Below are 26,671 nucleotides of genomic sequence, written 5' to 3'. Positions count from 1 at the left end.
GGAGCGGGCGTTTTCGTTATTAAGTCCCAATCCAAACAATTCGTGCGATCCATGCCACCTTCGCGCGCGGAATAATCCGGTCGTCATAATCCGGATTGATCGAAATTAGCTCGATTTGGGTTTCGCTCATCCGGTGCAACTCTTTCGCCATCACTTCGCCTTCCGTCGTTTTGAGCACGACCCGGTCACCGCGGCGCACAGACTCGTTCGGGCTGACAACAACCCGATCGCCCGGTCGCATGACAGGCGACATGCTGTCGCCCGCAATTTGTAAACAATAAGCGCCCGCGTCTTTGACACCCGGAATGCGTACATCATCCCAGCCGCCCCCCACGGGGAACCCGCTATCGTCAAAAAAGCCACTATCGCCCGCTTGGGCATGGCCGATGAGAGGCACGCTTGGGCCGAACGCATGGGATTCGTCGGCGAACCGCGCAAAATCTTCAAACGTCATTTCAACAGTCGCGAGGACCTTTGAGAGGCTTTCAGTCGACGGCCAGCGGTCCTTTCCGGACGGGCTTTGGCGTTTGGACTTATTGAACGTGGTCGGATCAAGCCCAGCTTGTCGGGCCAGGCCTGACGGACTGCTCGACAATCGGTCGGCCAAACGGTCCAATGCGTTCCAAATATCATGGTGAGAGAACATACGGCTGATTGTTAGGAAGATATGCCTATTCGGTCAAGTCGCGCCTGTTCAAAGACTGTGGGGCGAAACCCTAGCCCGGTGAGGCCGCTGAGCCCGCGAGTAGGCCGCCGTCAATCGTCATTTCCGCGCCGGTAATATAGCGCGCTTCGTCCGAAGCGAGCAGAACGCAGAGCGCAGCCACTTCATCGACTGTGCCAAACCGTTGCATCGGCGTGTCCTTGACCAGCGCCGCCATGGTCGCGTCACGCGTCGCGCTGTCCCCTAACATTGGCTCCCACATGGGGGTCAGGATCGCGGCCGGGTGGACAGAGTTACAGCGAATATCGAGCCCTTGCTGCGCGCAGTAGAGCGCAACCGTCTTACTATGGTTGCGGATGGCCGCTTTGGAGGCCGCATAGGCCGCAGCCCCCGGAATGCCGACTAAGCCAGACCGCGATGAAATGTTAATGATAGCGCCGGATGCGGCTTTTCGCATCGCCCGGATCGCGTAGCGACAGCCCAAAAACGTGCCGTCCGTATTCACGGCATGAACCGCGCGCCAATCGGCCAATGAGGCGTGCTCTGGATCATGCGGACCGGGACCGTCTTCGAACCCCGTCACGCCCGCATTATTGACGAGAATATCAATCTGCGGATGGGACATTGCGAGCGCGTCCCAATCGGATTCCAATCGCACATCAAGTTTGACAAATGTCGCGCCGATGTCTTTTGCTAACGCCGCACCCAATTGGGTGTCGACATCGGTCACGATGACGTCTGCGCCTTCGTCAATAAAGACCCGGGCGATACCTTCGCCAATGCCGCGCGCCGCGCCCGTGATGACCGCGCGTTTGTGTTTTAATCTATCCATGCCGCTTATTCGCAAAAATAGCCGCTGTTTGCAAAGGACGCTAACGCGCGCTCACCCGTCGGGGCCAACAAATCTACCGGCGGCTTCTCATAATCAGTCAAAGCCGTAAATTTGTCGACTAATTATACGCACTCTCGCCATGAAGGCTGGTGTCGAGCCCCTCATATTCTTGCTCTTCCGTGACGCGCAGACCAATTGTGACTTTCAACAACAGGAGAATAGCGGTCGTCGCAATCACCGTCCAACCCACCACGATCAGCAAGCTCATCAATTGATCCGTAAAGACGCCTTCGCCCGTTCCGCCCAAAACCGTGGCCGACAGGACCGGCAACAACAAAATTCCCAGAATTCCCCCGACGCCGTGCACCGCGAAAACATCCAAACTATCATCGAATTTTAGCCGCACCCGGACCAAATTGACCGCACCGTAACAAATCAAACCGCCCGCAAATCCCATCAAGATCGCCCCGCCCGGGCCGAGTACGCCCGCTGCTGGTGTCACGGTTGCAAGCCCAGCTATCGTGCCTGTCGCAGCTCCGACCAGTGTGGGTTTGCGCGATTGCATCGCCTCAAGCCCGATCCAGACCAAGGTCGCAGTAGAGGCCGCAACATGAGTCACGAGGATTGCCATCCCGGCGCCGCCATCGGCAGCTAATTGAGAACCGCCATTAAAGCCAAACCAGCCGACCCAGAGCATCGACGCCCCGATCATCACCATACCCGGACGATGCGGAACGGAGAGCTCGTTCGGGAACCCCTTGCGTGGACCCAATAGCGCGACATAAATCAGCGCGGACACGCCCGCCGTTGCGTGAACAACCAGGCCCCCGGCAAAATCGACTGTATTGAATGTTTGTGCCAAATAGCCCCCGCCCCAGATCCAATGGGCCACGGGCGCGTAGACACATAAAATCCAGAGGGCCGTGAAAATCATGACGGGTAGGAATTTCACCCGTTCCACAAACGCGCCCACAATCAAGGCAGGCGTGATAATGGCAAACGTCATCTGAAACGCGAGAAAGACATTTTCTGGGATCGTGCCAGCGACAGAGTCTGTGCCGACATTGGAGAAGGCTTTGGACAAACCACCCCACCAGAGACCCTCGCCGCCAAACGCAATAGAGTAGCCAGCTATGATCCAAACGAGGCTGGCGAGCGCGGCGATCGCAATGATTTTCATCAATACCGACAGATAGTTTTTGGCCCGCACCAACCCGCCATAAAACAGGGCGAGCCCGGGCAAGGTCATAAACAAGACCAGCGCGGTCGCGGTCATCACCCACGCCGTATCCCCAGAACTAATCGTTGGGGCGGTATCTTGTGCCAAAGCGGACGAGGCCGCGAAACAGAGGCTCGCGCAAAGCGCTGCGGTCCGCCCAATACGGGTCGATTTGGATAACATGAGAACATCCCCAGATAGCTCAGGCCTCTTTTGGACCCGCTCGCTAGACGCCCTAACGCTGTGCGCCTAATCTGGGTCGCGCCCGGTCAGCCGACGAACGAATCAACCCTGGGTGCACAAATATTCAACGAAAAAACCCCGCCTCTGCTGAAACGCAGGGCGGGGGAAGGTGTGCGATACCAACGCGGTATCACGAGGGGATAGGGGTGAGCGCGCCTCGATGAAGATCAAGGCGCAGCGAAGTCGATTAGGTCGCGACGAACTCGGGGTAAGCAGAGACACCGACCTCGGCTTGATCAAGCCCGATGATTTCGTCTTCTTCCGATGGACGCAGGCCAATTGTTAGTTTCAGAATAAACCAGATGAGAGCTGAGACGGCGCTCACAAAGACACCTGTTGAAACCACACCGAGCGCTTGGACACCGTAAGTCGCACCGTCATTTGATAGCGGAACAATCAACGTCCCGAAGATGCCCGCGACAAGGTGGACCGGGATTGCCCCGACCACATCGTCGATCTTCAGCTTATCAAGCAATGGCACGGTCAAGCAGGCGAGAATTGAGCCGATGGCGCCTATGATAACCGACAGGCCAACAGATGGCGCGAGCGGTTCCGCCGTAATGGCGACCAATCCAGCCAGCGCGCCATTAATGGCGAGTGTCACATCGATCTTGCCGTAACGTAGCTGCGTGTAGACGATTGCCGCGATAACACCGCCGGCCGCCGCCATATTGGTGTTGACGAAGATGCGCGAGACATCCGCGACATCGCCAATCGTGCCCGCCGCGAGTTGTGAGGCGCCGTTAAAGCCAAACCAACCAAGCCACAGAATGAACATGCCAAGCGTGGCGAGTGGAATATTGGACGCCGGGATCGGAATGACCTTGCCGCCGACATATTTACCCAGACGCGGGCCGATGATGATGGCGCCCATCAGAGCCGCCCAGCCGCCCGTACTGTGAACCAATGTGGACCCCGCAAAATCGGAGAAGCCGCGATCATCGAGGAAGCCTGCGCCCCATTCCCAGCTGGCGACAACCGGATAGATAAAGGCGGTCAGAACTGCCACAAAGATGAAGAACGGCCAGAATTTAATCCGTTCCGCGACAGTGCCGGAGACGATCGAAGCCGTCGTGGCACAGAACACCATTTGGAAGAACCAATCGGAGGCCACGGAATAGCCTGTATCCAGTGATGCGCCTTGGAGCGCGGCGGTTGCCGCATCAGTGGCGCCCACCAAACCAACGGGTTCCATGGGGTAGCCCGGTTCCAACATGGAGGCAAAGTTGATGAAGTCCGACGCGCCAGCATAAAGCACATCATAGCCAAAGGCCCAGAACATCAGGCCCGCGAGTGCGTAGAGCATAATGTTCTTCAAACACTGCATCGAAACATTCTTGGTTCGCACGAACCCGGCTTCGAGCATCGCAAACCCGGCCGCCATCCACATGACGAGGAACCCGCCAATTAAGAAGAGCAGCGTATTAAAGATATAGGCCGTGGAATTGGCCGCATCGATCACGGCCGTGGCGTCTTGCGCCAAAGCGACCGCAGGCAATGCGGCCAACGCCCCGCCGGTTCCTAAGATGAGACCTATTCGGCCTGTAAGCTGTCCACGCATGAGTATCCCTCCAATTTCGTTATCGAATACGAGCGGATAATGGCGGCGGCGGCGAGGATACGACGCGGGACTCCCCGTGATTGCCTGTTCGTGAGTAAGATTTGTGCACGCCCTGTGCGGTCTTGCCCTGACCCTGTGCATCGGCGATGAGGCCCGTATGTCAGAGATCACCCCCACAGCGACGACCGTTTATAAAATTCTGACCCCGGATGAGTGGGACAAGGTCTGCGGAGAGGGCGAGACGCGGGGCAGTCCTCTCGACCGGGCGGACGGGTTTATCCATTTCTCAACGCCAGCGCAGCTCTCGGACACGCTGTCGAAACATTTTACCGGGGCGGGACCACTGGTTTTAGCCGAAATCCCTCTGTCACAACTCAGTGAGCAAGATGTCCGTTGGGAAGCCGCGCGCCAAGGCGATCTATTCCCGCACCTCTACGGTATTTTACGCCGTGACAGTATTTCTCAACATTGGCCGCTTCACGCTGATGACCGGGGCGTCTATGTTCTTCCCGAAACGATGAGCCAGACCTGACCGGGACATAAAATCATGAGCCTTTTTTACCGCGTAGGCACTGAGATGCTCCGCCGCTTACCGGCCGAGACGGCTCACTTGACAACCGTACGCTTGTTAAAAGCCGGACTAGGGCCAAAAACAGGGATTATTGATCGTCCTGAGCTCCACACCACGGTCGGTGGTTTGACCTTGCCCAACCCGGTCGGTCTCGCGGCAGGCTTTGATAAAAATGCCGAAGTGCCGGATGTAATGTTAGGCGCGGGCTTTGGCTTCGTTGAATGCGGGACAGTTACGCCCAAGCCGCAAGAGGGTAATCCCAAACCACGGCTATTTCGGCTGCCGGACTACGCCGCCGTCATTAACCGGATGGGATTTAACAATGAAGGGCTGGATGTTTTTGCTGGACGCCTTCGTGGACGGCACGGGCAAACCGGGCTCGTCGGCGCGAACCTTGGCGCTAATAAAGACAGCAAAGACCGGATCGCTGATTATCTTGAGGGACTGAGCCGCCTCTGGGGTCTCTCGGACTATTTCACGATCAATATCAGCTCGCCCAATACGCCCGGCCTACGTAAATTACAGGGTGCGGACGAGATGGATGAGTTGTTGGAACGGATCGCCATGACCCGCGCCAAGCTGGCCGCGGGCGGCACCAACTATCCTGTCTTTTTGAAAGTCGCACCTGATCTCAGTGAAGCGGACATTCCGCGCGTCGTCGAACAAGTTCGGATGTATGCACTGGACGCGATCATTGTCGCCAACACGACGATTGATCGGCCCGATACGATTGGCGAGCAATGGAAAGACGAAGCCGGCGGATTATCGGGGCAACCTTTGTTTGAAAAATCGACCCGTCTGCTTAGCCATTTTTATGACGCCACAAATGGCAAAATTGACTTGATTGGCGTGGGCGGCATTGGCTCTGGCGCACAGGCTTATGCGAAAATAAAAGCCGGCGCGAAAGCGGTCCAGCTTTACAGCGCGCTTGTGTTCAAAGGCCCGCAATTGGTCGAAGAGATTTGTGATGATCTGTCAGCGCGCCTCAAAGCGGACGGCTTTACCACCATCGCGGAGGCTGTCGGAACGGGTTAAGCGGTTTTGACCTTAAAGGTCGCATTGGCGCGCGCGACAGTGATTCCATTGCTGACCAACCGTGTTTCTAAGAACGCCAGCGAGCCGCCCAATTTGATGACTGTGCTCTGCGTTTCGAGCCAATCTCCGACCTGCGCCTGCCCGACATAGTCCACCGCCAGATTGACCGTCACCATCCCGAGGATTTTGCGTCCGGCTTCCGACAGCGCCAATCCGCAACAAAGACCCATACCATTATCGGCCAAGGTTGCGATGAACCCTCCATGCACCAGACCGCGCGAGTTACAGTGAACCGGGCGCAGCCGCGTGCCGAGACTATAGTGCCCCGCATCGATGCGGGCAAAGAGCGGCTCAAACGGATCGGTAAAAGGCGAGCGCCGCGAATGCGGTTTAAACCCGGCAGGAGGATTTGCGGGCGGGTTAGCGTCCTCGACAGGCTTCTGAACTGACATCCTTAGAACGGCAGCGAGCGTTTACGCGTGTAGCGCGTGTAGCCGACATTCGCGCCCAACCGCAGGCCAACACCCGTGCGAACCGGCGCCAGCGTAATGCCGTTCGTCCGCTGATAATTCACGGCCATCCCGCCGATGAGATAGGCTGATCCATCAACCCCGGGGAAACGACGATAAATATCATCAATATCGTCCAAACCATAGACGAGTGTGAAAACTTTGCCGGCTTCTGCGCCGACGTCGAATCCTATAGTCGGTCCCTGCCAATAGATATATTCGCTTTCCCCTGACTTCATCCAAAGCGTGCCATTACCAAAACGCGCCCCAATCGTCAGCGCGCCGCCGCCTTCTTCCCCTGTAATATAACCAACGGGCTGACCCCGATCTTTGAATAATCTTTCAATGGTTGTGGCGGCGGATTCGCTTGTGACCCCCAAATGGGTCGAAATCGCCGTGACCAATTCGTTTTCACTATAGGTGCCGCCTTGCGACTGTTGCTGCTGTTTCGCTGTGTCGGCGCTCGCGGCGCTGGTCGGGTTATTGCCAGACGTCGCGCACCCCATCAGGCTGAAGGCGGCCAAGACCATGACGCCACTGGCGATATGGCGGAAGAATGAGAATGAGGACATGCGGAAAGCTCCGTAAATTTGACAAGACCCTCGCTTTGTATGGTTAAGAAAGGACGAAATTATGGCCCTTTCAGCTGCATTCCCTGTCTTTGTGCGCATCTCCCGATTGAGCCCACGGCTGACAGACGTGCCCGTTCAAGTAGGTCAGGTTGGAGACTGAAAAAGGATGGACTCTTGCCCTCTATTGACTTGTCTTGCCGCCCGCATCGCCCGATATGCAGGTCATGAATTTGCGGGATCTGGAATATGTGTTGGCGGTGATGGAAACCGAACATTTCGGTCGCGCCGCGCTGGCCTGTCATGTCTCACAGCCGACCTTATCCGGGCAGATCAAGAAGCTTGAAGACGAGCTTGGCGTGACCCTATTTGAACGGGGTCGCGGCGGAGTGCGCGCTACGGATACCGGACGCGCTGTCGTGCATCAGGCGCAAATAGCCTTACGCGCCGCCGCTGAGATACGGGAAATCGCCCAAGCCGCACAGGACCCGTTTGCGGGCGAATTTCGGCTCGGCTTGATCCCCACCGTCGCGCCTTATCTCATCCCGCTGTTTGTCGCCCGCTTGCGCGAGGCCCTGCCCGATCTTTCCGTGATCTACCGCGAGGACATCACCGAACGATTGGTTCGCGATTTGGAGACAGGGGAAATTGACGCCGCAATTTTGGCGACCCCGCCGGAAACGGACGCCTTGCAAGCGATCCCACTCTACACCGAACCGTTCCGCCTGGTTTTTCCGGATGGGCACAAATTGTCGTCATTGGCGCATTTGCGGATGGCGGACGTCGACCGTAAAGATGTGCTCTTGCTCACTGAAGGGCACTGCTTTCGCGATCAGGCGCTAGCGATTTGTGAGACGCCCGCGACCAAAGGCACAAAGAACACGACATCTTTGCGCGCAACATCGCTCGAAACCCTGATCAATTTGGTCGCCCAAGGGCAAGGCGTGACCTTGGTCCCGTCTTTGGCCATGGCGGGCCTGTCCGATGATTTAGGTCTTGTGGACCGTAAGCTGGAAGACATCGGCGCGGCCAGGGACATCAGCTTCACGATCCGGCGCAGCACATCGAGACGCGCACTCGCAGGCCGGATCGCAGATATCATCCGGAGCGGTTTGCCGGACACAGTCAGCGTGTCTCAATAAGATTGACCTCATAACAAAGAGCCGAACCGCAGGACGGCTCGGCTCTTCATGTCATCGGGTTTTTGCTTACGTTGGGGTAGTTTTAAGACTTAACCCTCAATTTTAAACGTCAGCCCGGCATGGTCCTCTAGCCGGTTGATGAGCGCCGATCCCATGGCGAGGGCTGTTGTATAAACGCCGCCGCCTGTTGTGTTTCGGTCAACGTCGCGAGTCAGGCAAAGCGCCGCTTCCGAGATCATTTTAGACGTGGAGCCATAGCCCGGGTCTTTGTCGCCTGTGACGACACAAACCATCATGTCATCACCCTCTGAATTCTTAGTGCCGCCATAAAACGCCGCCTCATAAAAGCCGGCTTCGCGTTCCTCTTTAGTCGGGCCTTCGCCCGGCTTAGGGGGATTGTCGCCGAACGTATCTTGCTTAGCGACATAGGTCGCGGCTGCTTCGCCTTTGTCGCCCGGACCCGTCATGACCATCTCATCATAGGTGAAATCCTCACCATAAATATGGTTCATCAGGGCGTTGGAGCGGTGGACGTTTTTCGTATTGATCGCCGCCATTACGAAAGGGGCGGCCCAACTGTTTAGATCTTCATCAAAGATCGGCTTATGGCCCGTGGGCTGGTTCGGGCCTTTAAAGCCATCTGTCAGCGAAAACGGGTTTTTCAGCCAATCCAGAATTTGTGGCTCTTTTTGCGCCCGTTTCATCGTTTCCGCGAAAGACGCCGCAGTCCCGCCCGAGAATGTCCCTTGCATCTTGCGCACACGACCCCGCACGCGCGCAAAGGGTTTGCCATTTTTGGCTTGGGCTTCGCGCTGCAACATATAGACGCCCATATCGAACGGAATGGAATCAAAGCCGCAAGAATGAACGATGCGTGCACCGGTCTCTTTGGCCTTCGCATCGTACCGCGCGATCATATCCACCATCCACGCGGGCTCGCCTGACAGATCAACATAGTCTGTTCCGGCGTCAACGCAGGCTTTGACCAACGGCTCGCCGTAAAGCTGATACGGGCCTACTGTCGTGATCACAGCTTGGGTCCGTGCACACATGGCCGCAAGGCTATCTGGATCGGAAGAGTCCGCGACAATCAAATCAACACTGTCCGGCAAACCCATTTCAGCGCGGACAGATGTCAGCTTATCCATCGACCGGCCCGCCATCGCCCAGCGGAGGCTATCGCCATATTCACTCTGCAAATATTCTGCAACAAGCCGGCCTGTGTAGCCCGTGCTGCCAAAGACAATCAGTTCATATTCACGTTCGGACATAGGATTTCCTTAATTATGGATAGGGGCGGTAGCCGAGAGTCGGCGACAGCAATGAGGTAATATACAGACGATCGCCCACGACAACGGCACCTGTGGGCGTCAAATAATTGCCGTCCGGATCATGCCACGTCCGGAACACCTGCCCACTCGCGCCAATTTGCAGGATCAAGCCGTAGGATTGCGCTTGCGGACGCAAGGCGGCGGGCAAACGCATAGCAATTTTACGCGCCATGACATTGCCCGAATTTTTATCCAGCCATTCCGAGCGCGGTGAGACGATCCCAATAAAGAATGTACCGTCCGGACCGCGATTAATATTGTCGGGAAAGCCGGGAAGGTTATCGATCAGCACAGTCTGAGCGCCCGTCTCCGGATTGATTTTCAGAACTTGATAACGCCCGGTGACATTCATCAAAATATCGCCGTCCGGCGCAATCGCGATACCATTGGAAAAGACAAAGCCATCCGCCACAACGCGTGTGGCCTTGGTCGCAGGATCATAGGCCAGCAAGCGGCCCGTGCCCTTGGACTCCATCAGTTCCAGCAAGCTTCCCGCCATCGTCGAGCCGCTGGCCTTCGCGCCAAATTTGGTCGACGCGTCGGAGAAGTAAATGATGCCGTCATCGGCAATGTCGAGATCATCAGCATAGAGGATCGGCGTCCCATCCACCGTGTCGGTCAAAACCTCGACAGAGCCGTCCAGCCCGACAGAGACGAGCCCCTTATGCGCATCGGCGACGATCAATCGCCCGCTCGTTGGATCCATTTCCAACCCCAAGGGCACGCCGCCCGTATCGGCCAGCACATTAACCGCGCCCGTTTGCGGGTCCACCGTCAGAATAAAGCCTTCTTGCGTCGCCGTCAGCAGCCGTCCGTCAGGCAGGGCGACAATGTCTTCCGGTCCGTGATGCGTCCCGAGATCAATTTCTGTCAGGTCCGTTAAGTCCCGGTTTGGCGTATACGCCCCAACATAGCCGAAATCGTATGGCGCGTCCCACGCGGCGGGCGCAATCGGAACCGGCCAAAGCAATAAATAGGCCGCGAGCAGCGCGACCAACCCCAATAGGCCCAGTAAAAACGCCTTCATAACCTCTTCCCCGACTTATGTTTGGAATAGGCATAGAGGCTGTCACCCACATTGCAAAGGGAAGACAAGCTAGGGCAAAGGCAGGACAGGCGGGGACAAAGCGAACATCGACGGGGCAAAGCTGGACAAGGCGCAAAACGCCCGCCAAACGCGCTTTATGGTTCGCTCGACACTTTTCAATCTCTTCTTTTACGCGGTAACGGCGCTTTATGCTGTAATCGGCGTCGTCTTCAGCCTTGTTCCAGGCCGAAAATTGTTGATGAGTAGCCTCCGGCATTACACCAAGCTTATGCGCTGGGCGATGCGCGTGATTGCCGGAATCAAAGTCGAGGTCACAGGTCACGCGAACGTCCCGACGGACGGCCCTGTCATTCTTGCGGCCAAACATCAGTCCTATGGTGACGGCCTCATCATGTTTCATCAATTTGATGATCTGTCATTTGTGACAGGCGATCATTTAGAGAAATTCTGGCTGATCAAAGTCATTCTGGCGAAAATGAACGCCATTGTTGTGGAAAGCTGCGGTGGCCCCGCGACCCGCGCCCGCATGGCCGAGGTCAGTAAAACCGTGCGCGAACAAGGGCGGCGCATCTTAATCTATCCCGAAGGGCACCTCTCACAAGTCGGGACCCATCACCCCTATAAGAAGGGGGTCTGGCATATGCAGGAGGATTTCAACTGCCCGGTCGTGCCCGTTGCGACCAATCTGGGCCAACGCTGGAACATGACCGATTGGGTGAAACACCCCGGTCTTGCTAAGCTTGAATTTCTAGCGCCGATCCCGCCCGGACTGGGAAAGGATGAGTTTATGGTAATTTTGCAAGACCGGATCGAAACGCGCTCCATCGAACTGCTTGATCTGGACAACCTTGGCGCGCTGGATCCGGCCAAGATTGGCAAAATGGAACTCAATTCCGTTGCGCAAGATAGGATTAATCGGAAAGTATAATTATCCGCGTTATTCCAATATGTCGGGCAATTGGAATAGAGAATGAACGTCTGTATTCAGGGCGCGGGCCAGCTTAAGCGATAAAACCGTCGAAGGAATAAAAATTGAATTTTCAACAGTATTAATGGTTTTGCGGGTTACACCCACTTTTTCCGCAAGACCTTGTTGCGTTAATCCAGCGTCAACACGAAATTGTCGCAACTTGTTTTCTAAAGACGGCGGGCGTGGTGTGCTCATTTTACGCCGTCACTTGAGCCTTGCAATATCCCAAACGCAAGAAGGGTCGCCGTAACGCCAACAAGTATTAATCCTTGTAAAACCGCCATTACAGGCAGGTCCCAAAACATTGCCACCGCATACATGATTACGGTTGCGGCGATCATAAAGAAAAATCCGTATTGCACGGCTAAACCTTTCGACAGCCTATTCCAGTCGTCTTTGAGGGTCATGGCCGCCTTGGCTCTGTTTACACGTTTGTAAAATAGCAAGAGAAGCAAGGCGGAAAGTGCGTAGGCTATGGCTCCAAATATTTTCGCGAGACTGGCGTATAAAAAGAGGACGCTATCCATCGCAGCGACTTGCGTAACGATATCACTTCCTTGCCATAAGGCGAATGTGCTCGCCATTATGAAGACAATACGGGTGCGATCTTGAACCAGTTTTTCGATATCGGCCATGCAAATCTCCTTTATTGAAAAGTAACCTATACGTTACATATGTAACGTCAAGGTTACTTTTGTATGTTTGATGTAAAATTCCCATTTCACGATCGAACGTGACGATTGTCAGTTAAATTTCGACAATCTGACTTTTTACGGTAAAGATTCTTCAACGAACACAACAATGGATAGGTCTCTCGGGCATAATTTATGGCCGATTTTGACCCAAAAGACCCCCATCCTGAATCAAAGACATTGAAAGCCCCCTTATGAGCCGACATCCAGAGACCGGGCTGACGTTTTCTCGGCGATTTTTGCCACTCTTCACCCTGTTTCAGCTGGGGACCTTCAACGATAATGCGCTAAAAAATGCTCTGATTGCTCTGATTACATTTGGCGGGGTTATTTTCCTCTCCGATCTGCCCAGCGGAGTGCGAGTCCCTGTCGCGGCTCTCATCTTCACCGGACCGTTCACGATTCTTTGCGCCATTGCCGGACAGATTGCTGATAAGGTCGACCGGGGTGTGATCTTCCGCTGGGTCAAACGGGCCGAAGTCGTGATTATGTTGATTGCCGCTCTCGGGTTTTATTTCGAGAACATTCATATTCTCGCACTGGCATTGGGCTTAATGGGCGCACAATCGGCGTTCTTTTCCCCGACAAAAAATGCCGTCCTGCCGCAATGGCTAACCGAAAAAGAACTCATCCGCGGCAATGCGCTGATGAGTGGGTTTCAATTCGCGACTTTATTGATTGCAACCATCGTCGGTCTGTTCGTACTGTCGATGGGGAGCGCGACCTTAAGTCTTATCCTCGTCATTTTCGCCGTTTTTGGCTGGTTTGCCGCTGAATTCACGCCGGCCGCCCCGGCGCCAACGCCGGACCTCAAGATCAATTATGAGCCGATTACAGCCACAATCAGCGTGCTCAAAAAAGCCTTCTCCCATCCCGACGTGTTGCGCCCCTTATTGGGGGTGGCGTGGTTCTACGGCCTGTCGACCGTGTTCGTGACGACCTTGCCGGATTTAGTCGGAGGAACGATGGGCTATAATGAGCAAGCACTACAAATCTTGTTGGCGAGTTCCACCATTGGCATTCTCGTCGGGTCGCTGTTCGTGTTGGTCGTCGGGAATATGAGAATCTGGGGACCCGAAGCCGTGCGCCTGTCGGCCTTTGGAATTATTGGCGTGACACTATTCACGCTCGCCCTCGTCCTCGTGCCGATGCCGCTTTATCAGGGAGAGGCCGAATTTGGCCCGGTTGGTGATTTTATCGCCGACCCACATTCCCCCGTTTTTATCATGATGCTGGTTGGCGCATCCATTTGTAACGGAATCTTCGTCGTGCCGTTGCAAGCCATGGCTCAGCGTCGCAGTGATCCTGCAATCCGCGCCCGGTTGATGAGCGCGGGGTCTGTCTTACTCAACCTATTCGTCAACCTCACCACTTTTGGTCTAATCGGTTTGGGCGCGCTCGCGCTTGGACCGACCGTGCCGTTCTGGCTGATAATACTGGGAAGCCTCTGTGTCGCCAGTTACGCCGTCTACCGCTCCATCAAACCAGTCGAACGACAACAGCCGGGAGTGGCATAATCATGCGCGGTTATTTTGGTATTGGCAGCGAAGGCCTCAGCAAGGCGCATAATCTCGGCGTGATCCTACGTACAGGCCATGCGTTCGGAGCCAGCTTTGCGTTTACGGTGGGGTCTGAGCTCGACGATAAAAGCGTGCGACAGACGGATACCTCCGGGTCGTCTACGCATTTGCCTTATTATCAATGTCCGAGTTTTGACGCTATGGTATTGCCTGAGAACTGCGTTCTGGTCGGGGTAGAACTGACCGAGGATGCGATTGATCTGCCCAGTTTTCGTCATCCGCTCAATGCCGCTTATATTTTGGGGCCTGAAAAAGGCTCTCTTTCCCAACCCGTGCAGGCGGCTTGCGCCCATATTGTCAAAATCCCGACGGCGTTTTGCTTGAATGTCGGGTTGGCCGCCGCAATAACGCTTTATGATCGCTCAATCCTGTTTGGCAGCCACGCGCCGCGGCCCTTGGTTCAAAGGCGTCGAGGCCAACCGGGGATCAAGAAAAGAACGGGACTTGGCCAAAACGGATAACTGTCTCACTGCTGTCCACTGCAGAAATCATGCGGATGTTAAGCGACAATTAAGCCTGTTCGCGCTCTATATGGCCTTATGAAACGCCTCATCCTCTCCGCCCTCATCACTGCGAGCCTGTCTCCCGCGCTTATCCCTGTGTCCGCATTGGCCAATACGCCGAAGCTCGAAGGCCAACATAGTGACTGGACGGTTTATACGCGCGGGGATGGACGGGCCAAAACTTGCTACGCTGTCAGTCGCGCCACAACATTGGCGCCGACCAGTGTTAATCACGGCGATATTTTCTTTTTATTGTCCAACTGGGCCAACGGCGAAGCCACGGAACAACCCTCCCTCATGACCGGGTTTGAGCTGAAACCCGCCCGGTCCCCGAAGGCACGCGTCGGATCGACCGCTGTCACCATGTATGGTGCCGCGAATGAAGCCTTTATTTCCGAAACATCGGATGAACGCCGTTTAGTCAACCAAATGCGGTCCGGCGCCAATATGACGGTCGAAGCCGTCTCTGCGCGTGGGACTGAAGTGTCCTATAATTTCAGTCTTAAAGGTGTGACTGCCGCCTTGCGCCAGTCCAAATCTCTGTGCGGATAGTGAGCCGGCGTTAGTCTGTCTCAAGCGCCCATTTTCGGCGCAGCCCGAAATAGAGCAGCAATCCTGCCGGTCCGGCCATAAAGGTCAGGACGAGGCAGGGAATAAGCGCAAAATGGCTCATGCCGCGTCGCCGCGCATCGCGGGCTTCCCACATGCCCACAAACAAATCGAAAACCAGATAATGCACCCACGCGGTCAATAGACCAAACGGATGCGTGAAGATTGCCGCGATTCCTTCAACCGTGGTGAAATTAACGGGTTCGCTATTCGTCCCAAATTTTATCGCGCAGACCATAAACCCGATATAGGTGAGGCCCAATATCACGGGGTAAAGCCCACTATGTATGAGCCGATCAGTCCAGCGCCATCGCGGCGCGACAATCAACAAGGCCCACGCGGGCATGACCGCAAAGTTTATTGAACTCAAGAGAGTCTGGTGGATGGGGTCAACGATCATACTCGCCCTTTATGTTTATGACGCAAATTTTAGGATCGGCTCATTTTCTCGTCATATATATACGCGTAGGAACCGTTCACAGAATTAGACGTTACATACCTGAACGAGGCTTTGGGGCCTTCCCGCTTATGGGACAATGGAGATTATTATGACAACCCTTATCAAAACTGGTGTTCTTTCGCTTGCTGCTCTGTCAATTGCGGCATGTTCTACTACGGGTAATGTCGAGCGTAACGCGCTCGGTGGTGCGGCCGCAGGTGCCGCAGTTGGCGCTGGTGTAGGCGCTGTATCTGGCGACGTTAAAGTTGGTGAAGGCGCCGCAGCGGGTGCCGTTGTCGGCGGCATTATTGGTGCCATTCACGGCAACAACAAAGACAAAGCCGTTGTTGGTGCGACAGTCCAAGCGCCTATGCTAGACAAAACAACGCGTTATTACGACAATAACTCACAACGCTACTACTATTTTGAAAAAGGGACGAGCCGGACGTTTTATGAGAATGGCGAACGCCGCTCTTAAACCTATCCGACCCTGATTTCAGGCGTAACGCCCGGTCTTCGATCATCCCCGAAGGCCGGGGGTTTGCGTTTTGGACCGGAATAGCTATCATCCTCTGATGAGCCGCTACCCTTATGAACGCGCTACCCGCCTCTATCCGGCAGGCTCACTGCTCGCGATCCGTATTCGCGGCCTGTTTGACCATGTTGGAATTGCCACAGGATATGGCACCGTTATCCATAGTTCCGCCCGATATGGGCGGGTAATGGAAACTGATCTTGCCGATTTTTCCGGCGGGCGGGCTGTCCGCGCCGTCGCCTACGCCTCATCCCTCTCCGGCACAGAAGTCGTCGTTCGGGCGCGTGGCCGTATGGGCCAGCGGTACAATCCGATCGCCCGGAATTGCGAGCATTTTGTCAGTTGGTGCGTGTCAGGTGAGGCCCGGTCTTCGCAACTCGGCCCGTTTGATCTTGGCCGCCATCTTAGGTAAATCACGCGGCGATTTTGTAAAAATGAAAACTCGTCTGGCCGCTGTTGCGTATGAGCTTATGACGACGTCACGTTTGACGGCTAAAATCTGGATCTGACATTTGACCCCTGACCCTACCCCTCTGTTACTTGAGCTTGTCTACAGCAGCGAGACGCCCGTCCCGCTGACAGCGGAAGGCGTCAGGTCTCTGCTCGATCAGGCCCGCCAGAAAAACGCAAAATGGAACGTCACGGGCTTACTGTGTTACGATCATAAACAGTTTCTCCAAATTATTGAGGGAGAGACAGACGTCATTATGGATTTGTTTCACACCATTCAAAACGACCCACGTCACACGAATGTTCGTATTCTCCATGAAGGCGACATTGACGTTCGCGCCTTTAATGATTGGAAAATGGCTTATGAACCGATCCCATCGGGCCTTTTGCCAACCTTAACCCGAGCGATCCACCGGAGCTCTCTGGGGACAGAACTAGACCAAGATATGAGTGCAGGGCGTCGGATATTCACGCTGTTTATGGATGAGTTTTACACGGATGAACCCGAGGCCAAAGAGACCGTTAACGCTTAAGCCTCCGCCAGCATCAAAAAAAGCCCGCTCAATGGCGGGCTTTTTTATATCTGACGCCGGCTAGAACCGTGTTTGCACGGTGATCCGGGCATTTAACGGTTCACCCGTTGAAATATTGGTATTGCTGTGTGCGTCCGGGAAATAGTTTGCATCAAACAGGTTTTCGACATTGAGCTGTAACCGCAACGTGTCCGACACATCATAGTAAGCGGCCGCATCGAAGCGGACATAATCAGGGACTTCAACACTATTGTCTTCATTGACAAAAAAGCTGTCTTGATAGGTTGCGCCGAGACCGAGTTCCAGCTTGTCATTCACGGCGTAAGTGTTCCAAACTGAGAGCGTGTGCTCGGGTGTCTGACGGGGTTTGTTGCCGTTAAGCGACCCAACGCCGATGATACTCCCTGTTGCACTCAGGTCCTCAACTTCTCCATCCAAATAGGAATAACCCGCATTGAGAGCCCATTCATCCGTTAACTGACCGATCAATTGCAACTCAACACCCTTGACCTTGGACCCATCAATCGTGATCAGATTTTGCTGATTATTCGGATCAACCGTTGTGAAGCCTTCGCGATTTAGCGAGAAGATGGCCGCCGTGACACTTAGGTTCGGTTGGACATCCCATTTTATCCCGCCTTCAAGATTTTCTGTGAATTGCGGACGGGTCGATGCTGTATCAAGAGTGAGGCTGAGAAATTGATCTCCAGAGCGCGGCGTAAAGGTTTCGCTATAACTGGTGTAAATTGAAACATTTTCGGCGGGCTTATATATAGCGCCTAGACGCGGTGTAATTTCTTCATCCTTGCGGGTAAATTGCGTGTTTCCGGCAATGTCCGTCGCATCAATATCGAAACTGTCAAACCGGCCGCCAATCACCACTTTAAACTGCTCTGTCAGCGCGATCTGGTTCTGCGCATAGGCTGAGAACACATAGACGTTGGATTTGCGGTTGCGCGCGGGCGAGGTGAAACCAAAGGCCGGAATTGTGAGCGGATCGGTGAACGGGAAAAGGAGTTGGTCATCGTTATTCTGCGCGAACACATTGTCGAAACGGGCATTATCAGAATGCTGAGACGCATATTCAGCCCCCACTAAAATTGTGTGCTCGATAGATCCCGTCTCAAATTCTCCGACCAGGTTGGCTTGAGCGAGAAAGTTATCGCGTTGGGTCGTGTCGCTATAGCCGTCCAATTCGACCTGCGGGATGGTTCCGTTATTGAGGGTTACGCTCTCACTGGCATAGAGGTTCTGGTAGGCTTTATCATAATCTGCATATTGCACAGAGGCATTGCCGCGCAGCTTTTCACTAAAGCGATGATCGACCTTGGCCCGTAAGATATGCGCTTGAAGCGTCGTATTATTTTGGTCCGGTGAGCCAAAGAATGTCGTATCGAAGCCCTCAAGCGGAACATCGGGGCCGTTTGCAACAGCAACTGACGACACACCGCGGTCGACGACGCGGTCATCATCAAGATATTCATAGGATAGGTCGACGGAGGTTTGCGGCGTAATCGCGATGGACAATGTCGGGTTGATCCCGAAACGGGTGCCATCGACAAAATCACGATGGTTATTCAAGCCTTCATAGAACCCATTGATGCGCACACCGACTGTGTCGTTAACGGGCGCATTGATATCAAGCGCCCCATAATAGGCGCCAAACGTGTCAACACTGGCCGTCAAATCCGTAAATTGACCGGCCATATCCGGCGTCTTGGTCACGCGATTAATGATCCCGCCCACGCCCCCGCGCCCAAATAACAATGCATTGGCCCCGCGTAGAACTTCGACCTGCGCGAGGTTATAGAGCGGACGGAAATATTGCACATCATCGCGCAGACCATCTTGGAAGAAATCCGCTGTCGTTTGATTGCCCCGAATGATGATTGCGTCGCGGTGGCCTTCGCCCTGACTAATATTTACCCCGGGCGTATAGCGCGTAATATCAGCCAAGCTGAGAAAGGATTGCGCCGCAATGTCGTCTGCAGTGATGATCGTCAGCGACTGTGGCACGTCAATAATTGGCGTCGGCGTTTTGACCGCATTGACCTTATCGATCGAGAGATATTGTCCCGTGACGATAATTTCATCCCCAAAGGGGCTTTCAGCCTGGGCTGTCCCGATCACGGTGAGGGGAGACAGAATTGTCGTAAGAATGAGAGCCGTTTTACGCATCAGAGAAGTCCGTTGAATGAAGTTGAACGGGCCTTAATGCGAGTTATTTGCAATAACAATAGCGAATGCGAATACTATGCAAAAGCAATACAGTGGCCTTCTGTCACCGCAAGTTCCCTCCCGCGCATTTTCCGCAGACATAAAAAAACCCCGCAAAAGCGGGGTTTTTCAAGTCATATAACGCGGGCTGACTACGCCACAGCGCGGTCTTCCTTGGCGAGGTTCCGCAACACATAGTGCAGGATGCCGCCATTATTATAATATTCCAGTTCGTTTTCCGTATCGATCCGGATCTTGGCTTGGAATGTTTTCTTCGTGCCGTCGCCCATTGTGACGTGGACGTCGATATCATCAAGCGGACGGATTGTGTCGATATCGCCAATCGAGACTGTCTCATCCCCGGTTAAGCCCAGTGCGCCCCAGCTGTTGCCATCTTTAAACTCTAACGGCAGCACGCCCATCCCGATGAGGTTGGAGCGGTGGATACGTTCAAATGATTCCGCGATTACGGCCCGAACTCCGAGCAGGATCGTGCCTTTAGCCGCCCAATCCCGTGAGGAGCCATTGCCGTAAAGCGAGCCCGCGAACACGACGAGGTCGCGCCCTTCGGCCTTATAGTTCTGAGCCGCATCAAACATGCTCATCACTTCGCCGGTAGGGACATATTTGGTCACACCGCCCATTGTGCCGGGGGCCATCAGGTTTTTGATCCGGATATTGGCGAACGTGCCGCGCATCATCACTTCGTGATTGCCGCGACGCGAGCCATAGCTGTTAAACTCATTCCGAGGCACTTGGCGTTCTTGCAGATAACGACCGGCCGGGCCTTCATAGGCAATCGAACCCGCAGGGCTGATATGATCGGTCGTGATCGAATCGCCGAGCAACGCTAAGATATTCGCGTTTTTAACGTCGAGAATCGGCGCAGGCTCGATGCCCATGCCTTCGAAATAGGGCGGGTTACGGACATAGGTCGAGGCCGGGTTCCAGTTATAAACCTTGCCGCCTTCGACTTTAATATCGGCCCAACGCGCATCGCCTTCAAAGACATTGGCATATTCCGACACGAACAGATCCCGCGTGACAGACCCGCGGACGGCTTCGGCGATTTCATGGCTGGTCGGCCAAATATCGCGAAGATAGACGTCTTTGCCCTCTTTATCCTGACCCAGCGGATCATTGTCGAAATCATGATGCATCGTCCCGGCGAGCGCATAGGCGACGACGAGCGGCGGTGAGGCCAGGAAGTTCGCCTTGATATCCGGACCGATCCGGCCTTCGAAGTTGCGGTTACCCGACAGGACAGAGCAAGAGACCAGATCGCCATCGGCAATCGCTTTAACAAAGCTCGGTGCGAGCGGGCCAGAGTTCCCGATACAGGTTGTGCAACCATAGCCAACAACGTCAAAGCCGATCTTGTCGAGCTCATCTTGCAAGCCGGAGCGTTCGAGATATTGACCGACGACCTGTGAACCGGGTGCGGTTGAAGTCTTCACCCAAGGCTTGGACATTAGGCCTGCCGCGTTCGCTTTCTTGGCGACGAGGCCCGCCGCCATCATGACGGATGGGTTGGATGTATTGGTACATGACGTAATCGCCGCGATCATGACGTGGCCATGATCAATCGTGTAAGCTTGACCCTCGACAGCGGTCGGTTTGCTCGCATCACCGGCTTTATCGAAATCCTTGGTCATGATCTTTTTAAAGGTGTTCGCAGAGCCTTTGAGATCGAACCGATCTTGTGGGCGCTTTGGCCCGGACAAGGACGGATTAACGGATTTCATGTCGAGATGCATCGAATCTGTGAAGGACGGCACATCGTCTGTCAGGAACAGACCTTGTGCTTTCGTATAGGCTTCGACCAAGGCGACGCGGTCTTCATCGCGGCCTGTCGCCGTCAAGTAACGCAGCGTATCTTTGGCGACAGGGAAGAAGCCGCAGGTCGCGCCATATTCCGGCGCCATGTTGGCCAGCGTGGCGCAATCTTCGAGCGCCAAATTATTGAGGCCTTCGCCGAAAAATTCAACAAATTTGCCGACGACGCCTTTTTCGCGCAACATTTCAACGACGCGCAGCACGAGATCAGTCGCCGTCGCACCTTCGGGCAATTTGCCCGTCAGCTCAAACCCGACAACTTCGGGGATCAACATGGAGACTGGCTGTCCGAGCATCGCGGCTTCGGCTTCGATTCCGCCAACGCCCCAACCCAATACGCCAAGACCATTGATCATGGTTGTGTGGGAGTCTGTCCCAACCAGCGTATCCGGATAGGCGTAAGTCTTACCGTTTTCGTCTTTTGTCCAAACGGTCTGCGCCAGGTTTTCAAGGTTCACTTGGTGACAAATGCCCGTACCCGGAGGCACAACCGCAAAATTATCAAACGCCGTTTGACCCCATTTCAGAAAATCATACCGTTCGCCGTTACGCTCATATTCGCGTTCAACGTTTTTCTCATAGCTGTCTTCCGTGCCGAAGAAATCGACCATAACGGAGTGATCGATGACGAGGTCAACGGGCACAAGCGGGTTAATCTTTTCTGGATTGGCACCAAAGGCCTGCATCGCATCGCGCATCGCGGCGAGATCGACCACGGCGGGGACGCCGGTGAAATCCTGCATCAGCACACGCGCCGGACGATAGGCAATTTCATGTGACGAGCGACGTTCACTCAGCCAACCGGCCATCGCTTCGATATCGGCCTTTTTGACTGTTTTGCCATCTTCGTGACGCAGCAGGTTTTCTAACAGTACCTTGAGCGAGCGCGGTAATTTTGAAATCCCGGCCAAGCCATTCGCTTCCGCGACGGCCAGATCGAAATAGCTATAAGTTTTTGAGCCAACGGTAAGCTCGCGTTCGCAGCCGAAACTGTCCAAAGACGCCATGTGAAATCCTTAAAATAAAAGGTCAAAACTGTTGCGCCAGCTTATAGCAAGCACGGTCACGTTTTCAATGGCTTAAGCCGGACTTTATCTGGGACTTAACCGCGCTTTTTCACCGCGGCCGACTTTAACGGGGGACTAAGGGGCTGATGTTTCGGATCGCTGAGCATGAAAGCCCCCCATACTTCACGGCAAAGCAACCGCCCCGCCCGGACCGACGTCAGCCAGTCGTTCAATTCCTGCGCCTCATCGCTAAAGGGGGCAAATAGACCATATTGTTGCGCCGCGCCCAATTGATACAAATATGTCGCGTCCTCAGAGCTCGCCCGCGGGTAATCCTTGTCCGGGTCTAGGCGCGCAATTGCCCGCGCAACGCGCAGAAACTTGATCTGCATGACAATAGACTTTCCGCCCGCCCAGGCCTGTTGAAGGCTCCCCGAAGTGATTCGATCAGCTCTTTCGTTCCAGGGGCTGGTATCAAGCCAATGCTTCGGGTCCAGCCGTGCCCACTTACAGGGTTAACAAGCCATTAGTCTTAACTGTCCGACGGTTTTTCTAGCCCGGCCAAGCCGCCGTGACGGTTGATCAAGGGAATTTGCGATAAGGTGAAAAGGATCGTGAGCGGCAAGAAACCAAACACTTTAAAATTCACCCAAAAATCGTCTGTTTGCCCGTCACCCGTCGTCGTCCGCCAGACAACTTCGTTCACAATCGCCAAGGCAAAGAAAAACAAACCCCACCGAATGGCTAAGATATTCCACACTTTTTCCGGCAGCGTAAACGCGTCGCCAATCATCAATTTGATCACATTTCGTTTGACAATCACCCCGCCGATAACCGCGACACCAAACAACCCGTTCATGATGGTTGGCTTCATGTAAAATATGGTTTTGTTGCCAGAAAACAGCGCCAGCGCGGCAAACCCGACAATGACGACTGTCGAAAAAATTAACATGCCGGACAATCGTTTGTGTCGGAGCCAGCCGATCGCCAAAGCGATCACGGCGGCGACAGCAAAGATTCCGGCCGCCCATAACATCGCGTCATCAGGATTTTTGCGCTTCAACCATTGGAACGCCACAAAGAAGACCAGTAAGGGACCAAAATCGAGCCAAAAATTATTCGGCCTGACAGCGTTTGGGGGCGGCGCAGGGTTCGCGGCGTCCACGGCAGTGACAACCTTGTCTAAATCATCGCTCACGTTATTTTCCATCCTGTGTGAAAGGCCGTGACGCCCGCGCTGTAATCCGTCCAGCCGACCTTTGCGAAGCCCGCCTCTTCGATCAAGGCGACGAATTGGGCTTGTTTCGGAAATTTTCGAATGCTCTCGACGAGATATTGATAGCTATCTCGGTCGCCTGCAATCGCTTGGCCCAAGCGCGGAATAACGGCGAACGAATAGGCATCGTAGAATTTTCGGATCAACGGCTCTGGCGGCGTCGAAAACTCCAGCACACCCAGACGGCCACCCGGTTTCAGCACGCGGTGAAATTCGCGTAGCGCCGCAAGACGGTCGGTGACGTTACGTATGCCGTAAGCGATCGTCACCACATCGAATTGCGCGTCCTCAAACGGTAGAATCTGCGCATTGGCACACACGCGCGAGAGGGAGAGTCCGGCATCTTTTTTCGGATCGATTCCCGCCAATAGCATTTCATCATTAATGTCGAGGATGACCGCGCTGGCTGTCTCTCCACCGCGACGATCCCGGACCGTATCCGCCGCTTTTATAAAGCGCCGGGCAATGTCGCCCGTGCCGCCCGCCACATCGAGCAGGCGCTCGCCCGGTTGCGGGTTGAGAGTTGTGATCGCCATGTCTTTCCAAACACGGTGCAGACCGACGCTCATCGCGTCGTTCATCCGGTCATAGTCCCGCGCAACAGAGTCAAAGACCTGCTTTACGCGGCCTTGCTTATCCTCAGTCCGAACAGTTTCGAACCCGAAATCAATGGTCTCTTTTGGTGTTTTGGGTGATGCGCTCATATCGGGGCGGCTATAAGCGGCGCGCGCGAGCAAGCCAAGGCGGCATTACGGCACGCGGTCGGGTTGCGATCTAACGGACGCGACCTATTCTGCCGCGACCGTGAGGTGGCTATGTGCACGCTCTTCCCGACAGGCGGAGGGCGGCGCAATATCGAACCGACCGGGAGAAAAGACGCTTTCTCCGCCCCCATCGAAAAAGGCACTATCCTGACGAAAGGCTTCGACGAGATAGTCAAATACGGCGCGAATACGGGCTGAGCGTTTCAAATCTTGGTGGGCCACCAGGTAAAGGTCTTCCTTATGTTCCATTTCCGACATGATGCGGCTCAGATGGAGACCTCGACTATCGGCCCCACAGAGCGGCAACATGCCAATTCCGTAGCCTTGCTCTAGCCCTTCATAGAAAGCCCAAATAGAATTGGACTTAAATGTGATACGTCCCGGGAGATGAATAGGCTCATCCGTGTCCGGGTCTGTCAGCCAGAGAATTTTCCCATCCATGATCGCTGCGACAACGCCGTCATGCTTTGATAGATCCTCCAACGTGGTCGGAACGCCCGCCAACGCCAAATATTCCGGACTGGCGAACATGCCAAAGCCAACACTGGCGACCTTGCGACCAATGAGTGAGTTCTGCTCGCCCGGATTATTCCATCGCAGGGCAATATCTGCTTCGCGCTGGGCGAGATTATGGCTTTCAAACGAAATCCCAATATCGACGAGGACATCCGGATGTTCAGAGCGGAAACGTTGCATCACACCGGGCAGCCACGCCGTTCCGATCCCTTCCGTCGCCGAAAGGCGCACGACACCCGATAGCGAGTCTTCCAATGTCGCAGACGAACGGTCAATTGCGGCGGCTTCATCCTGCATCCGGCTGATATGATCGAGCATGCTTTGCCCAAATGTGGTTGGGATCAATTGCCCATCTTGGCGTTTAAGCAGATTAGTGTTGAAGTGATCTTCGAGCGCGCGAATGCGACGGCCCACCGTCGGCTGGCTCATGCCAAGTTTTTTGCCTGCGGCTGTGAGCGACCCGGCTTGCGCCACAGCCAGAAAAACAGGGTAATCAGACCAATTTGTGTTCATGCAAAACCTATAAACACGCATGAAAATTGGTCAAGTCATTCATGTATGGTGGGGTAAAAACCTGTAGGAAAGAATTGTCGACGATTGCCGCACAGATTAGGGCGCTCTTGTGAGTCTCCACATCTATATCGACGCTGACGCCTGCCCCGTACGGGATGAAACCTATAAAATTGCGCGCAGGCACAGGGTTCCCGTCACCGTTGTGGCCAATAGCTATATTCGGACCCCCAGAGAGACCGACATTGATTTTCAAATGGTGACAGACAGTTTCGATGCCGCCGACGATTGGATTGCAGAACGCGCCAATAGCGCCGCCATCGTCATTACGTCAGACATCTTACTAGCAGAGCGCTGTTTGAAAGCGGGCGCACGGGTGCTCGGATCAAACGGCAAGCCGATGGATAATGACACTATCGGCTCACAAATCGCGGTCCGCGCCATCATGGCCGATCTGCGCGACGGCGCAGACCAGCCCACGGTTGGCGGCCCCCCGCCTTTTAGCCCGCGTGACCGCTCTCGGTACTTGGAAGCGCTTCACCTGATGGTCGAGCAGATGAAGCGCGGCGCAAAATAACGCCTAAGCGCGGCTTGCGACGACCACTTGCAAACGCCGCAATTCACGCGACAGTGCTATACGGTTGATCTGCATATTGAACCAGAGTTTCAGCGCGATCTGCGCGCTATTGAGCATTACGGCCAGCACACCATAATTGATTTGCGCTCGGGTCGTGTCCGCCGTGAACATGAGATAGAGACACAGGATCGTCAGTCCCCCCCAGAGCAAGATGCCGCCCCACGCGAGGATTCGCATGCCTGCGCCGCGCCCGCGAAAACTGCTCCACGCATATTGGTAATAGCCCGTTTCATCGACGGCATCACCGATGAAGGCTTCGTCCTCTTCGCTGAGTAAGGCTTTGAGGTCAGTGTCAAAGTTCGTCATGGTCGTCTCCTTGCGTGTAAAATGTCTTGAGGGCTTGGCGCGCAGCAAAGAGCCGCGATTTGACCGTGCCGAGCGGAATGCCCAGCGCGGCGGCGATTTCATGGCCTCGAAACCCGTCGAGATAGACGAGGTTGAGCATCAAGCGCTCCGTTTCCGGTAAACGCGAGAGCGCCTGTTTTAATGACAGGGCGGATTCAGGACCGACATCCCCTGACGCTCCCGATGCGTCGTGCGCGTCTGGCCAACCCGTGAGGCCCGCCCGTCTGCGTACGGCTTTGTCGATATGGTCCGCTGTGCGGCGGCGCACGATGGTACACGCCCAAGCCGAGAACCGCGCCGGGTCTTTCAGCTTTCGTATATCGCGGGCCATCGTCAGTGCGGCGTCTTGCATCACGTCACGGGCTTCGTCTGGGTTCCGTGTCAGCCGCTGGGCCAGCCGCAGCAATTTAGGGTGCCACCGACGATAGAGCAGATCAAAGGCGCGGGCGTCGCCGTCTGCGGCCAGACTCGCCTGATAGGCATCGAGCGCGTCATTCAGCTGTATCTGTCGAATTCGGTCGGACATGA

General features: G+C 54.9%; 30 protein-coding genes. 11 read left to right on the top strand and 19 right to left on the bottom strand.

The window, feature by feature from the left end; translation table 11 throughout:
- Positions 1-19 precede the first annotated feature (19 nt).
- The 4 genes from IE105_RS03935 to amtB form a co-directional block, all read right to left on the bottom strand.
- Entirely contained in the window at positions 20-646 is a 627-nt protein-coding gene (locus IE105_RS03935) for a S24 family peptidase (protein WP_189495636.1), read from the bottom strand.
- A 70-nt stretch (positions 647-716) separates the two neighbouring features.
- Positions 717-1,496, bottom strand: coding sequence for an SDR family oxidoreductase (locus IE105_RS03930; RefSeq protein ID WP_189495634.1), 780 nt, complete (start codon positions 1,494-1,496; stop codon positions 717-719).
- A 118-nt stretch (positions 1,497-1,614) separates the two neighbouring features.
- Complete coding sequence (locus tag IE105_RS03925; RefSeq protein WP_189495632.1) at positions 1,615-2,898, bottom strand: ammonium transporter; 1,284 nt, start codon at positions 2,896-2,898, stop codon at positions 1,615-1,617.
- Between the two features lie 247 nt (positions 2,899-3,145).
- The gene (gene amtB, locus IE105_RS03920; protein WP_189495630.1) at positions 3,146-4,519 is read right to left on the bottom strand and encodes an ammonium transporter AmtB; all 1,374 of its coding nucleotides are present in this window, start codon (positions 4,517-4,519) and stop codon (positions 3,146-3,148) included.
- A 157-nt stretch (positions 4,520-4,676) separates the two neighbouring features.
- On the opposite strand from amtB, the gene IE105_RS03915 reads away from it, so the two are divergent.
- A complete protein-coding gene (locus IE105_RS03915) occupies positions 4,677-5,051 on the top strand; it encodes a DUF952 domain-containing protein (RefSeq protein WP_189495629.1) in 375 nt (124 codons plus the stop codon).
- Between the two features lie 15 nt (positions 5,052-5,066).
- On the top strand, positions 5,067-6,125 hold the full coding sequence (locus IE105_RS03910) for a quinone-dependent dihydroorotate dehydrogenase (RefSeq protein WP_189495627.1): 1,059 nt from the start codon (positions 5,067-5,069) through the stop codon (positions 6,123-6,125).
- Here the strand turns inward: IE105_RS03910 and IE105_RS03905 are convergent.
- Positions 6,122-6,577, bottom strand: a complete 456-nt coding sequence (locus IE105_RS03905) for a PaaI family thioesterase (RefSeq protein ID WP_189495625.1) — start codon at positions 6,575-6,577, stop codon at positions 6,122-6,124. The genes IE105_RS03910 and IE105_RS03905 overlap by 4 nt on opposite strands.
- A gap of 2 nt (positions 6,578-6,579) precedes the next feature.
- Entirely contained in the window at positions 6,580-7,206 is a 627-nt protein-coding gene (locus IE105_RS03900; protein ID WP_189495623.1) for a DUF1134 domain-containing protein, read from the bottom strand.
- 194 nt (positions 7,207-7,400) lie between these two features.
- Between IE105_RS03900 and IE105_RS03895 the strand changes: the two genes are divergently transcribed.
- Entirely contained in the window at positions 7,401-8,345 is a 945-nt protein-coding gene (locus IE105_RS03895) for a LysR substrate-binding domain-containing protein (RefSeq protein WP_189495621.1), read from the top strand.
- Positions 8,346-8,434: 89 nt separating this feature from the next.
- Here the strand turns inward: IE105_RS03895 and IE105_RS03890 are convergent, their stop codons facing one another.
- Together IE105_RS03890 and IE105_RS03885 are read right to left on the bottom strand one after the other, a co-directional pair.
- On the bottom strand, positions 8,435-9,616 hold the full coding sequence (locus IE105_RS03890) for a saccharopine dehydrogenase family protein (protein ID WP_189495618.1): 1,182 nt from the start codon (positions 9,614-9,616) through the stop codon (positions 8,435-8,437).
- Positions 9,617-9,629: 13 nt separating this feature from the next.
- Positions 9,630-10,703 (bottom strand): SMP-30/gluconolactonase/LRE family protein, encoded by a 1,074-nt coding sequence (locus IE105_RS03885; RefSeq protein WP_233353974.1) that lies wholly within the window; start codon positions 10,701-10,703, stop codon positions 9,630-9,632.
- Between the two features lie 157 nt (positions 10,704-10,860).
- On the opposite strand from IE105_RS03885, the gene IE105_RS03880 reads away from it, so the two are divergent.
- The gene (locus IE105_RS03880; protein WP_189495616.1) at positions 10,861-11,652 is read left to right on the top strand and encodes a lysophospholipid acyltransferase family protein; all 792 of its coding nucleotides are present in this window, start codon (positions 10,861-10,863) and stop codon (positions 11,650-11,652) included.
- A gap of 9 nt (positions 11,653-11,661) precedes the next feature.
- Here IE105_RS03880 and IE105_RS03875 read toward each other — a convergent pair whose 3' ends face one another.
- Positions 11,662-11,889 carry a helix-turn-helix transcriptional regulator gene (locus tag IE105_RS03875; RefSeq protein ID WP_189495614.1) on the bottom strand — a complete coding sequence of 76 codons (228 nt, stop codon included), beginning with the start codon at positions 11,887-11,889 and terminating at the stop codon, positions 11,662-11,664.
- Positions 11,886-12,329: a hypothetical protein gene (locus tag IE105_RS03870; RefSeq protein WP_189495612.1), complete on the bottom strand. Its 444-nt coding sequence runs from the start codon at positions 12,327-12,329 to the stop codon at positions 11,886-11,888. The genes IE105_RS03875 and IE105_RS03870 overlap by 4 nt, the downstream gene beginning before the upstream one ends.
- Positions 12,330-12,580: 251 nt before the next feature.
- Here IE105_RS03870 and IE105_RS03865 point away from each other — a divergent pair, with 251 nt between their 5' ends.
- The 3 genes from IE105_RS03865 to IE105_RS03855 all read left to right on the top strand — a co-directional run bounded on the left by IE105_RS03865 (position 12,581) and on the right by IE105_RS03855 (position 15,021).
- Complete coding sequence (locus IE105_RS03865) at positions 12,581-13,903, top strand: MFS transporter (protein ID WP_189495610.1); 1,323 nt, start codon at positions 12,581-12,583, stop codon at positions 13,901-13,903.
- 2 nt (positions 13,904-13,905) lie between these two features.
- Positions 13,906-14,427 carry an RNA methyltransferase gene (locus IE105_RS03860; RefSeq protein ID WP_189495608.1) on the top strand — a complete coding sequence of 174 codons (522 nt, stop codon included), beginning with the start codon at positions 13,906-13,908 and terminating at the stop codon, positions 14,425-14,427.
- Between the two features lie 78 nt (positions 14,428-14,505).
- Positions 14,506-15,021, top strand: a complete 516-nt coding sequence (locus IE105_RS03855) for an invasion associated locus B family protein (protein ID WP_189495606.1) — start codon at positions 14,506-14,508, stop codon at positions 15,019-15,021.
- Positions 15,022-15,031: 10 nt separating this feature from the next.
- Here the strand turns inward: IE105_RS03855 and IE105_RS03850 are convergent, their stop codons facing one another.
- Positions 15,032-15,478, bottom strand: coding sequence for an ABA4-like family protein (locus IE105_RS03850; RefSeq protein ID WP_189495604.1), 447 nt, complete (start codon positions 15,476-15,478; stop codon positions 15,032-15,034).
- Between the two features lie 148 nt (positions 15,479-15,626).
- On the opposite strand from IE105_RS03850, the gene IE105_RS03845 reads away from it, so the two are divergent.
- The 3 genes from IE105_RS03845 (at position 15,627) to IE105_RS03835 (ending at position 17,035) form a co-directional block, all read left to right on the top strand.
- Entirely contained in the window at positions 15,627-15,995 is a 369-nt protein-coding gene (locus IE105_RS03845) for a YMGG-like glycine zipper-containing protein (protein ID WP_189495602.1), read from the top strand.
- A gap of 97 nt (positions 15,996-16,092) precedes the next feature.
- Positions 16,093-16,464, top strand: a complete 372-nt coding sequence (locus IE105_RS03840) for a lecithin retinol acyltransferase family protein (protein WP_189495600.1) — start codon at positions 16,093-16,095, stop codon at positions 16,462-16,464.
- A gap of 100 nt (positions 16,465-16,564) precedes the next feature.
- A complete protein-coding gene (locus tag IE105_RS03835; protein ID WP_189495598.1) occupies positions 16,565-17,035 on the top strand; it encodes a BLUF domain-containing protein in 471 nt (156 codons plus the stop codon).
- Positions 17,036-17,095: 60 nt separating this feature from the next.
- Here IE105_RS03835 and IE105_RS03830 read toward each other — a convergent pair whose 3' ends face one another.
- The 6 genes from IE105_RS03830 to IE105_RS03805 all read right to left on the bottom strand — a co-directional run bounded on the left by IE105_RS03830 (position 17,096) and on the right by IE105_RS03805 (position 25,164).
- Positions 17,096-19,213, bottom strand: coding sequence for a TonB-dependent receptor (locus IE105_RS03830; protein ID WP_189495596.1), 2,118 nt, complete (start codon positions 19,211-19,213; stop codon positions 17,096-17,098).
- Between the two features lie 191 nt (positions 19,214-19,404).
- A complete protein-coding gene (gene acnA, locus IE105_RS03825; protein ID WP_189495594.1) occupies positions 19,405-22,095 on the bottom strand; it encodes an aconitate hydratase AcnA in 2,691 nt (896 codons plus the stop codon).
- A 95-nt stretch (positions 22,096-22,190) separates the two neighbouring features.
- Positions 22,191-22,487, bottom strand: coding sequence for a hypothetical protein (locus IE105_RS03820; RefSeq protein ID WP_189495592.1), 297 nt, complete (start codon positions 22,485-22,487; stop codon positions 22,191-22,193).
- 140 nt (positions 22,488-22,627) lie between these two features.
- A complete protein-coding gene (locus tag IE105_RS03815) occupies positions 22,628-23,293 on the bottom strand; it encodes an inner membrane-spanning protein YciB (protein ID WP_189495590.1) in 666 nt (221 codons plus the stop codon).
- On the bottom strand, positions 23,290-24,075 hold the full coding sequence (gene ubiE / locus IE105_RS03810; protein WP_189495588.1) for a bifunctional demethylmenaquinone methyltransferase/2-methoxy-6-polyprenyl-1,4-benzoquinol methylase UbiE: 786 nt from the start codon (positions 24,073-24,075) through the stop codon (positions 23,290-23,292). Before ubiE ends, IE105_RS03815 begins: the two co-directional genes overlap by 4 nt.
- An 84-nt stretch (positions 24,076-24,159) precedes the next feature.
- Complete coding sequence (locus IE105_RS03805) at positions 24,160-25,164, bottom strand: LysR family transcriptional regulator (protein ID WP_189495585.1); 1,005 nt, start codon at positions 25,162-25,164, stop codon at positions 24,160-24,162.
- A 109-nt stretch (positions 25,165-25,273) separates the two neighbouring features.
- Between IE105_RS03805 and IE105_RS03800 the strand changes: the two genes are divergently transcribed.
- Positions 25,274-25,738, top strand: a complete 465-nt coding sequence (locus IE105_RS03800; protein WP_189495583.1) for a YaiI/YqxD family protein — start codon at positions 25,274-25,276, stop codon at positions 25,736-25,738.
- A gap of 3 nt (positions 25,739-25,741) precedes the next feature.
- Here IE105_RS03800 and IE105_RS03795 read toward each other — a convergent pair whose 3' ends face one another.
- Together IE105_RS03795 and IE105_RS03790 are read right to left on the bottom strand one after the other, a co-directional pair.
- Complete coding sequence (locus IE105_RS03795) at positions 25,742-26,104, bottom strand: DUF6768 family protein (RefSeq protein WP_189495582.1); 363 nt, start codon at positions 26,102-26,104, stop codon at positions 25,742-25,744.
- Complete coding sequence (locus IE105_RS03790; RefSeq protein WP_189495580.1) at positions 26,091-26,669, bottom strand: RNA polymerase sigma factor; 579 nt, start codon at positions 26,667-26,669, stop codon at positions 26,091-26,093. The genes IE105_RS03795 and IE105_RS03790 overlap by 14 nt, the downstream gene beginning before the upstream one ends.
- Between the last annotated feature and the right edge of the window lie 2 nt (positions 26,670-26,671).

The organism is Algimonas arctica, assembly GCF_014652695.1.
GTDB lineage: Bacteria > Pseudomonadota > Alphaproteobacteria > Caulobacterales > Maricaulaceae > Litorimonas > Litorimonas arctica.
This window is presented reverse-complemented; position numbering and strand designations above follow the sequence as displayed.

Bases quoted from the DNA above. Each gene is read 5' to 3' on its own strand.
- IE105_RS03935 (WP_189495636.1), bottom strand. From the start codon at position 646: ATGTTCTCTCACCATGATATTTGGAACGCATTGGACCGTTTGGCCGAC.
- IE105_RS03930 (WP_189495634.1), bottom strand. From the start codon at position 1,496: ATGGATAGATTAAAACACAAACGCGCGGTCATCACGGGCGCGGCGCGC.
- IE105_RS03925 (WP_189495632.1), bottom strand. From the start codon at position 2,898: ATGTTATCCAAATCGACCCGTATTGGGCGGACCGCAGCGCTTTGCGCG.
- amtB (WP_189495630.1), bottom strand. From the start codon at position 4,519: ATGCGTGGACAGCTTACAGGCCGAATAGGTCTCATCTTAGGAACCGGC.
- IE105_RS03915 (WP_189495629.1), top strand. From the start codon at position 4,677: ATGTCAGAGATCACCCCCACAGCGACGACCGTTTATAAAATTCTGACC.
- IE105_RS03910 (WP_189495627.1), top strand. From the start codon at position 5,067: ATGAGCCTTTTTTACCGCGTAGGCACTGAGATGCTCCGCCGCTTACCG.
- IE105_RS03905 (WP_189495625.1), bottom strand. From the start codon at position 6,577: ATGTCAGTTCAGAAGCCTGTCGAGGACGCTAACCCGCCCGCAAATCCT.
- IE105_RS03900 (WP_189495623.1), bottom strand. From the start codon at position 7,206: ATGTCCTCATTCTCATTCTTCCGCCATATCGCCAGTGGCGTCATGGTC.
- IE105_RS03890 (WP_189495618.1), bottom strand. From the start codon at position 9,616: ATGTCCGAACGTGAATATGAACTGATTGTCTTTGGCAGCACGGGCTAC.
- IE105_RS03885 (WP_233353974.1), bottom strand. From the start codon at position 10,703: ATGAAGGCGTTTTTACTGGGCCTATTGGGGTTGGTCGCGCTGCTCGCG.
- IE105_RS03880 (WP_189495616.1), top strand. From the start codon at position 10,861: ATGGTTCGCTCGACACTTTTCAATCTCTTCTTTTACGCGGTAACGGCG.
- IE105_RS03875 (WP_189495614.1), bottom strand. From the start codon at position 11,889: ATGAGCACACCACGCCCGCCGTCTTTAGAAAACAAGTTGCGACAATTT.
- IE105_RS03870 (WP_189495612.1), bottom strand. From the start codon at position 12,329: ATGGCCGATATCGAAAAACTGGTTCAAGATCGCACCCGTATTGTCTTC.
- IE105_RS03865 (WP_189495610.1), top strand. From the start codon at position 12,581: ATGAGCCGACATCCAGAGACCGGGCTGACGTTTTCTCGGCGATTTTTG.
- IE105_RS03860 (WP_189495608.1), top strand. From the start codon at position 13,906: ATGCGCGGTTATTTTGGTATTGGCAGCGAAGGCCTCAGCAAGGCGCAT.
- IE105_RS03855 (WP_189495606.1), top strand. From the start codon at position 14,506: ATGAAACGCCTCATCCTCTCCGCCCTCATCACTGCGAGCCTGTCTCCC.
- IE105_RS03850 (WP_189495604.1), bottom strand. From the start codon at position 15,478: ATGATCGTTGACCCCATCCACCAGACTCTCTTGAGTTCAATAAACTTT.
- IE105_RS03845 (WP_189495602.1), top strand. From the start codon at position 15,627: ATGACAACCCTTATCAAAACTGGTGTTCTTTCGCTTGCTGCTCTGTCA.
- IE105_RS03840 (WP_189495600.1), top strand. From the start codon at position 16,093: ATGAGCCGCTACCCTTATGAACGCGCTACCCGCCTCTATCCGGCAGGC.
- IE105_RS03830 (WP_189495596.1), bottom strand. From the start codon at position 19,213: ATGCGTAAAACGGCTCTCATTCTTACGACAATTCTGTCTCCCCTCACC.
- acnA (WP_189495594.1), bottom strand. From the start codon at position 22,095: ATGGCGTCTTTGGACAGTTTCGGCTGCGAACGCGAGCTTACCGTTGGC.
- IE105_RS03820 (WP_189495592.1), bottom strand. From the start codon at position 22,487: ATGCAGATCAAGTTTCTGCGCGTTGCGCGGGCAATTGCGCGCCTAGAC.
- ubiE (WP_189495588.1), bottom strand. From the start codon at position 24,075: ATGAGCGCATCACCCAAAACACCAAAAGAGACCATTGATTTCGGGTTC.
- IE105_RS03805 (WP_189495585.1), bottom strand. From the start codon at position 25,164: ATGAACACAAATTGGTCTGATTACCCTGTTTTTCTGGCTGTGGCGCAA.
- IE105_RS03795 (WP_189495582.1), bottom strand. From the start codon at position 26,104: ATGACGAACTTTGACACTGACCTCAAAGCCTTACTCAGCGAAGAGGAC.
- IE105_RS03790 (WP_189495580.1), bottom strand. From the start codon at position 26,669: ATGTCCGACCGAATTCGACAGATACAGCTGAATGACGCGCTCGATGCC.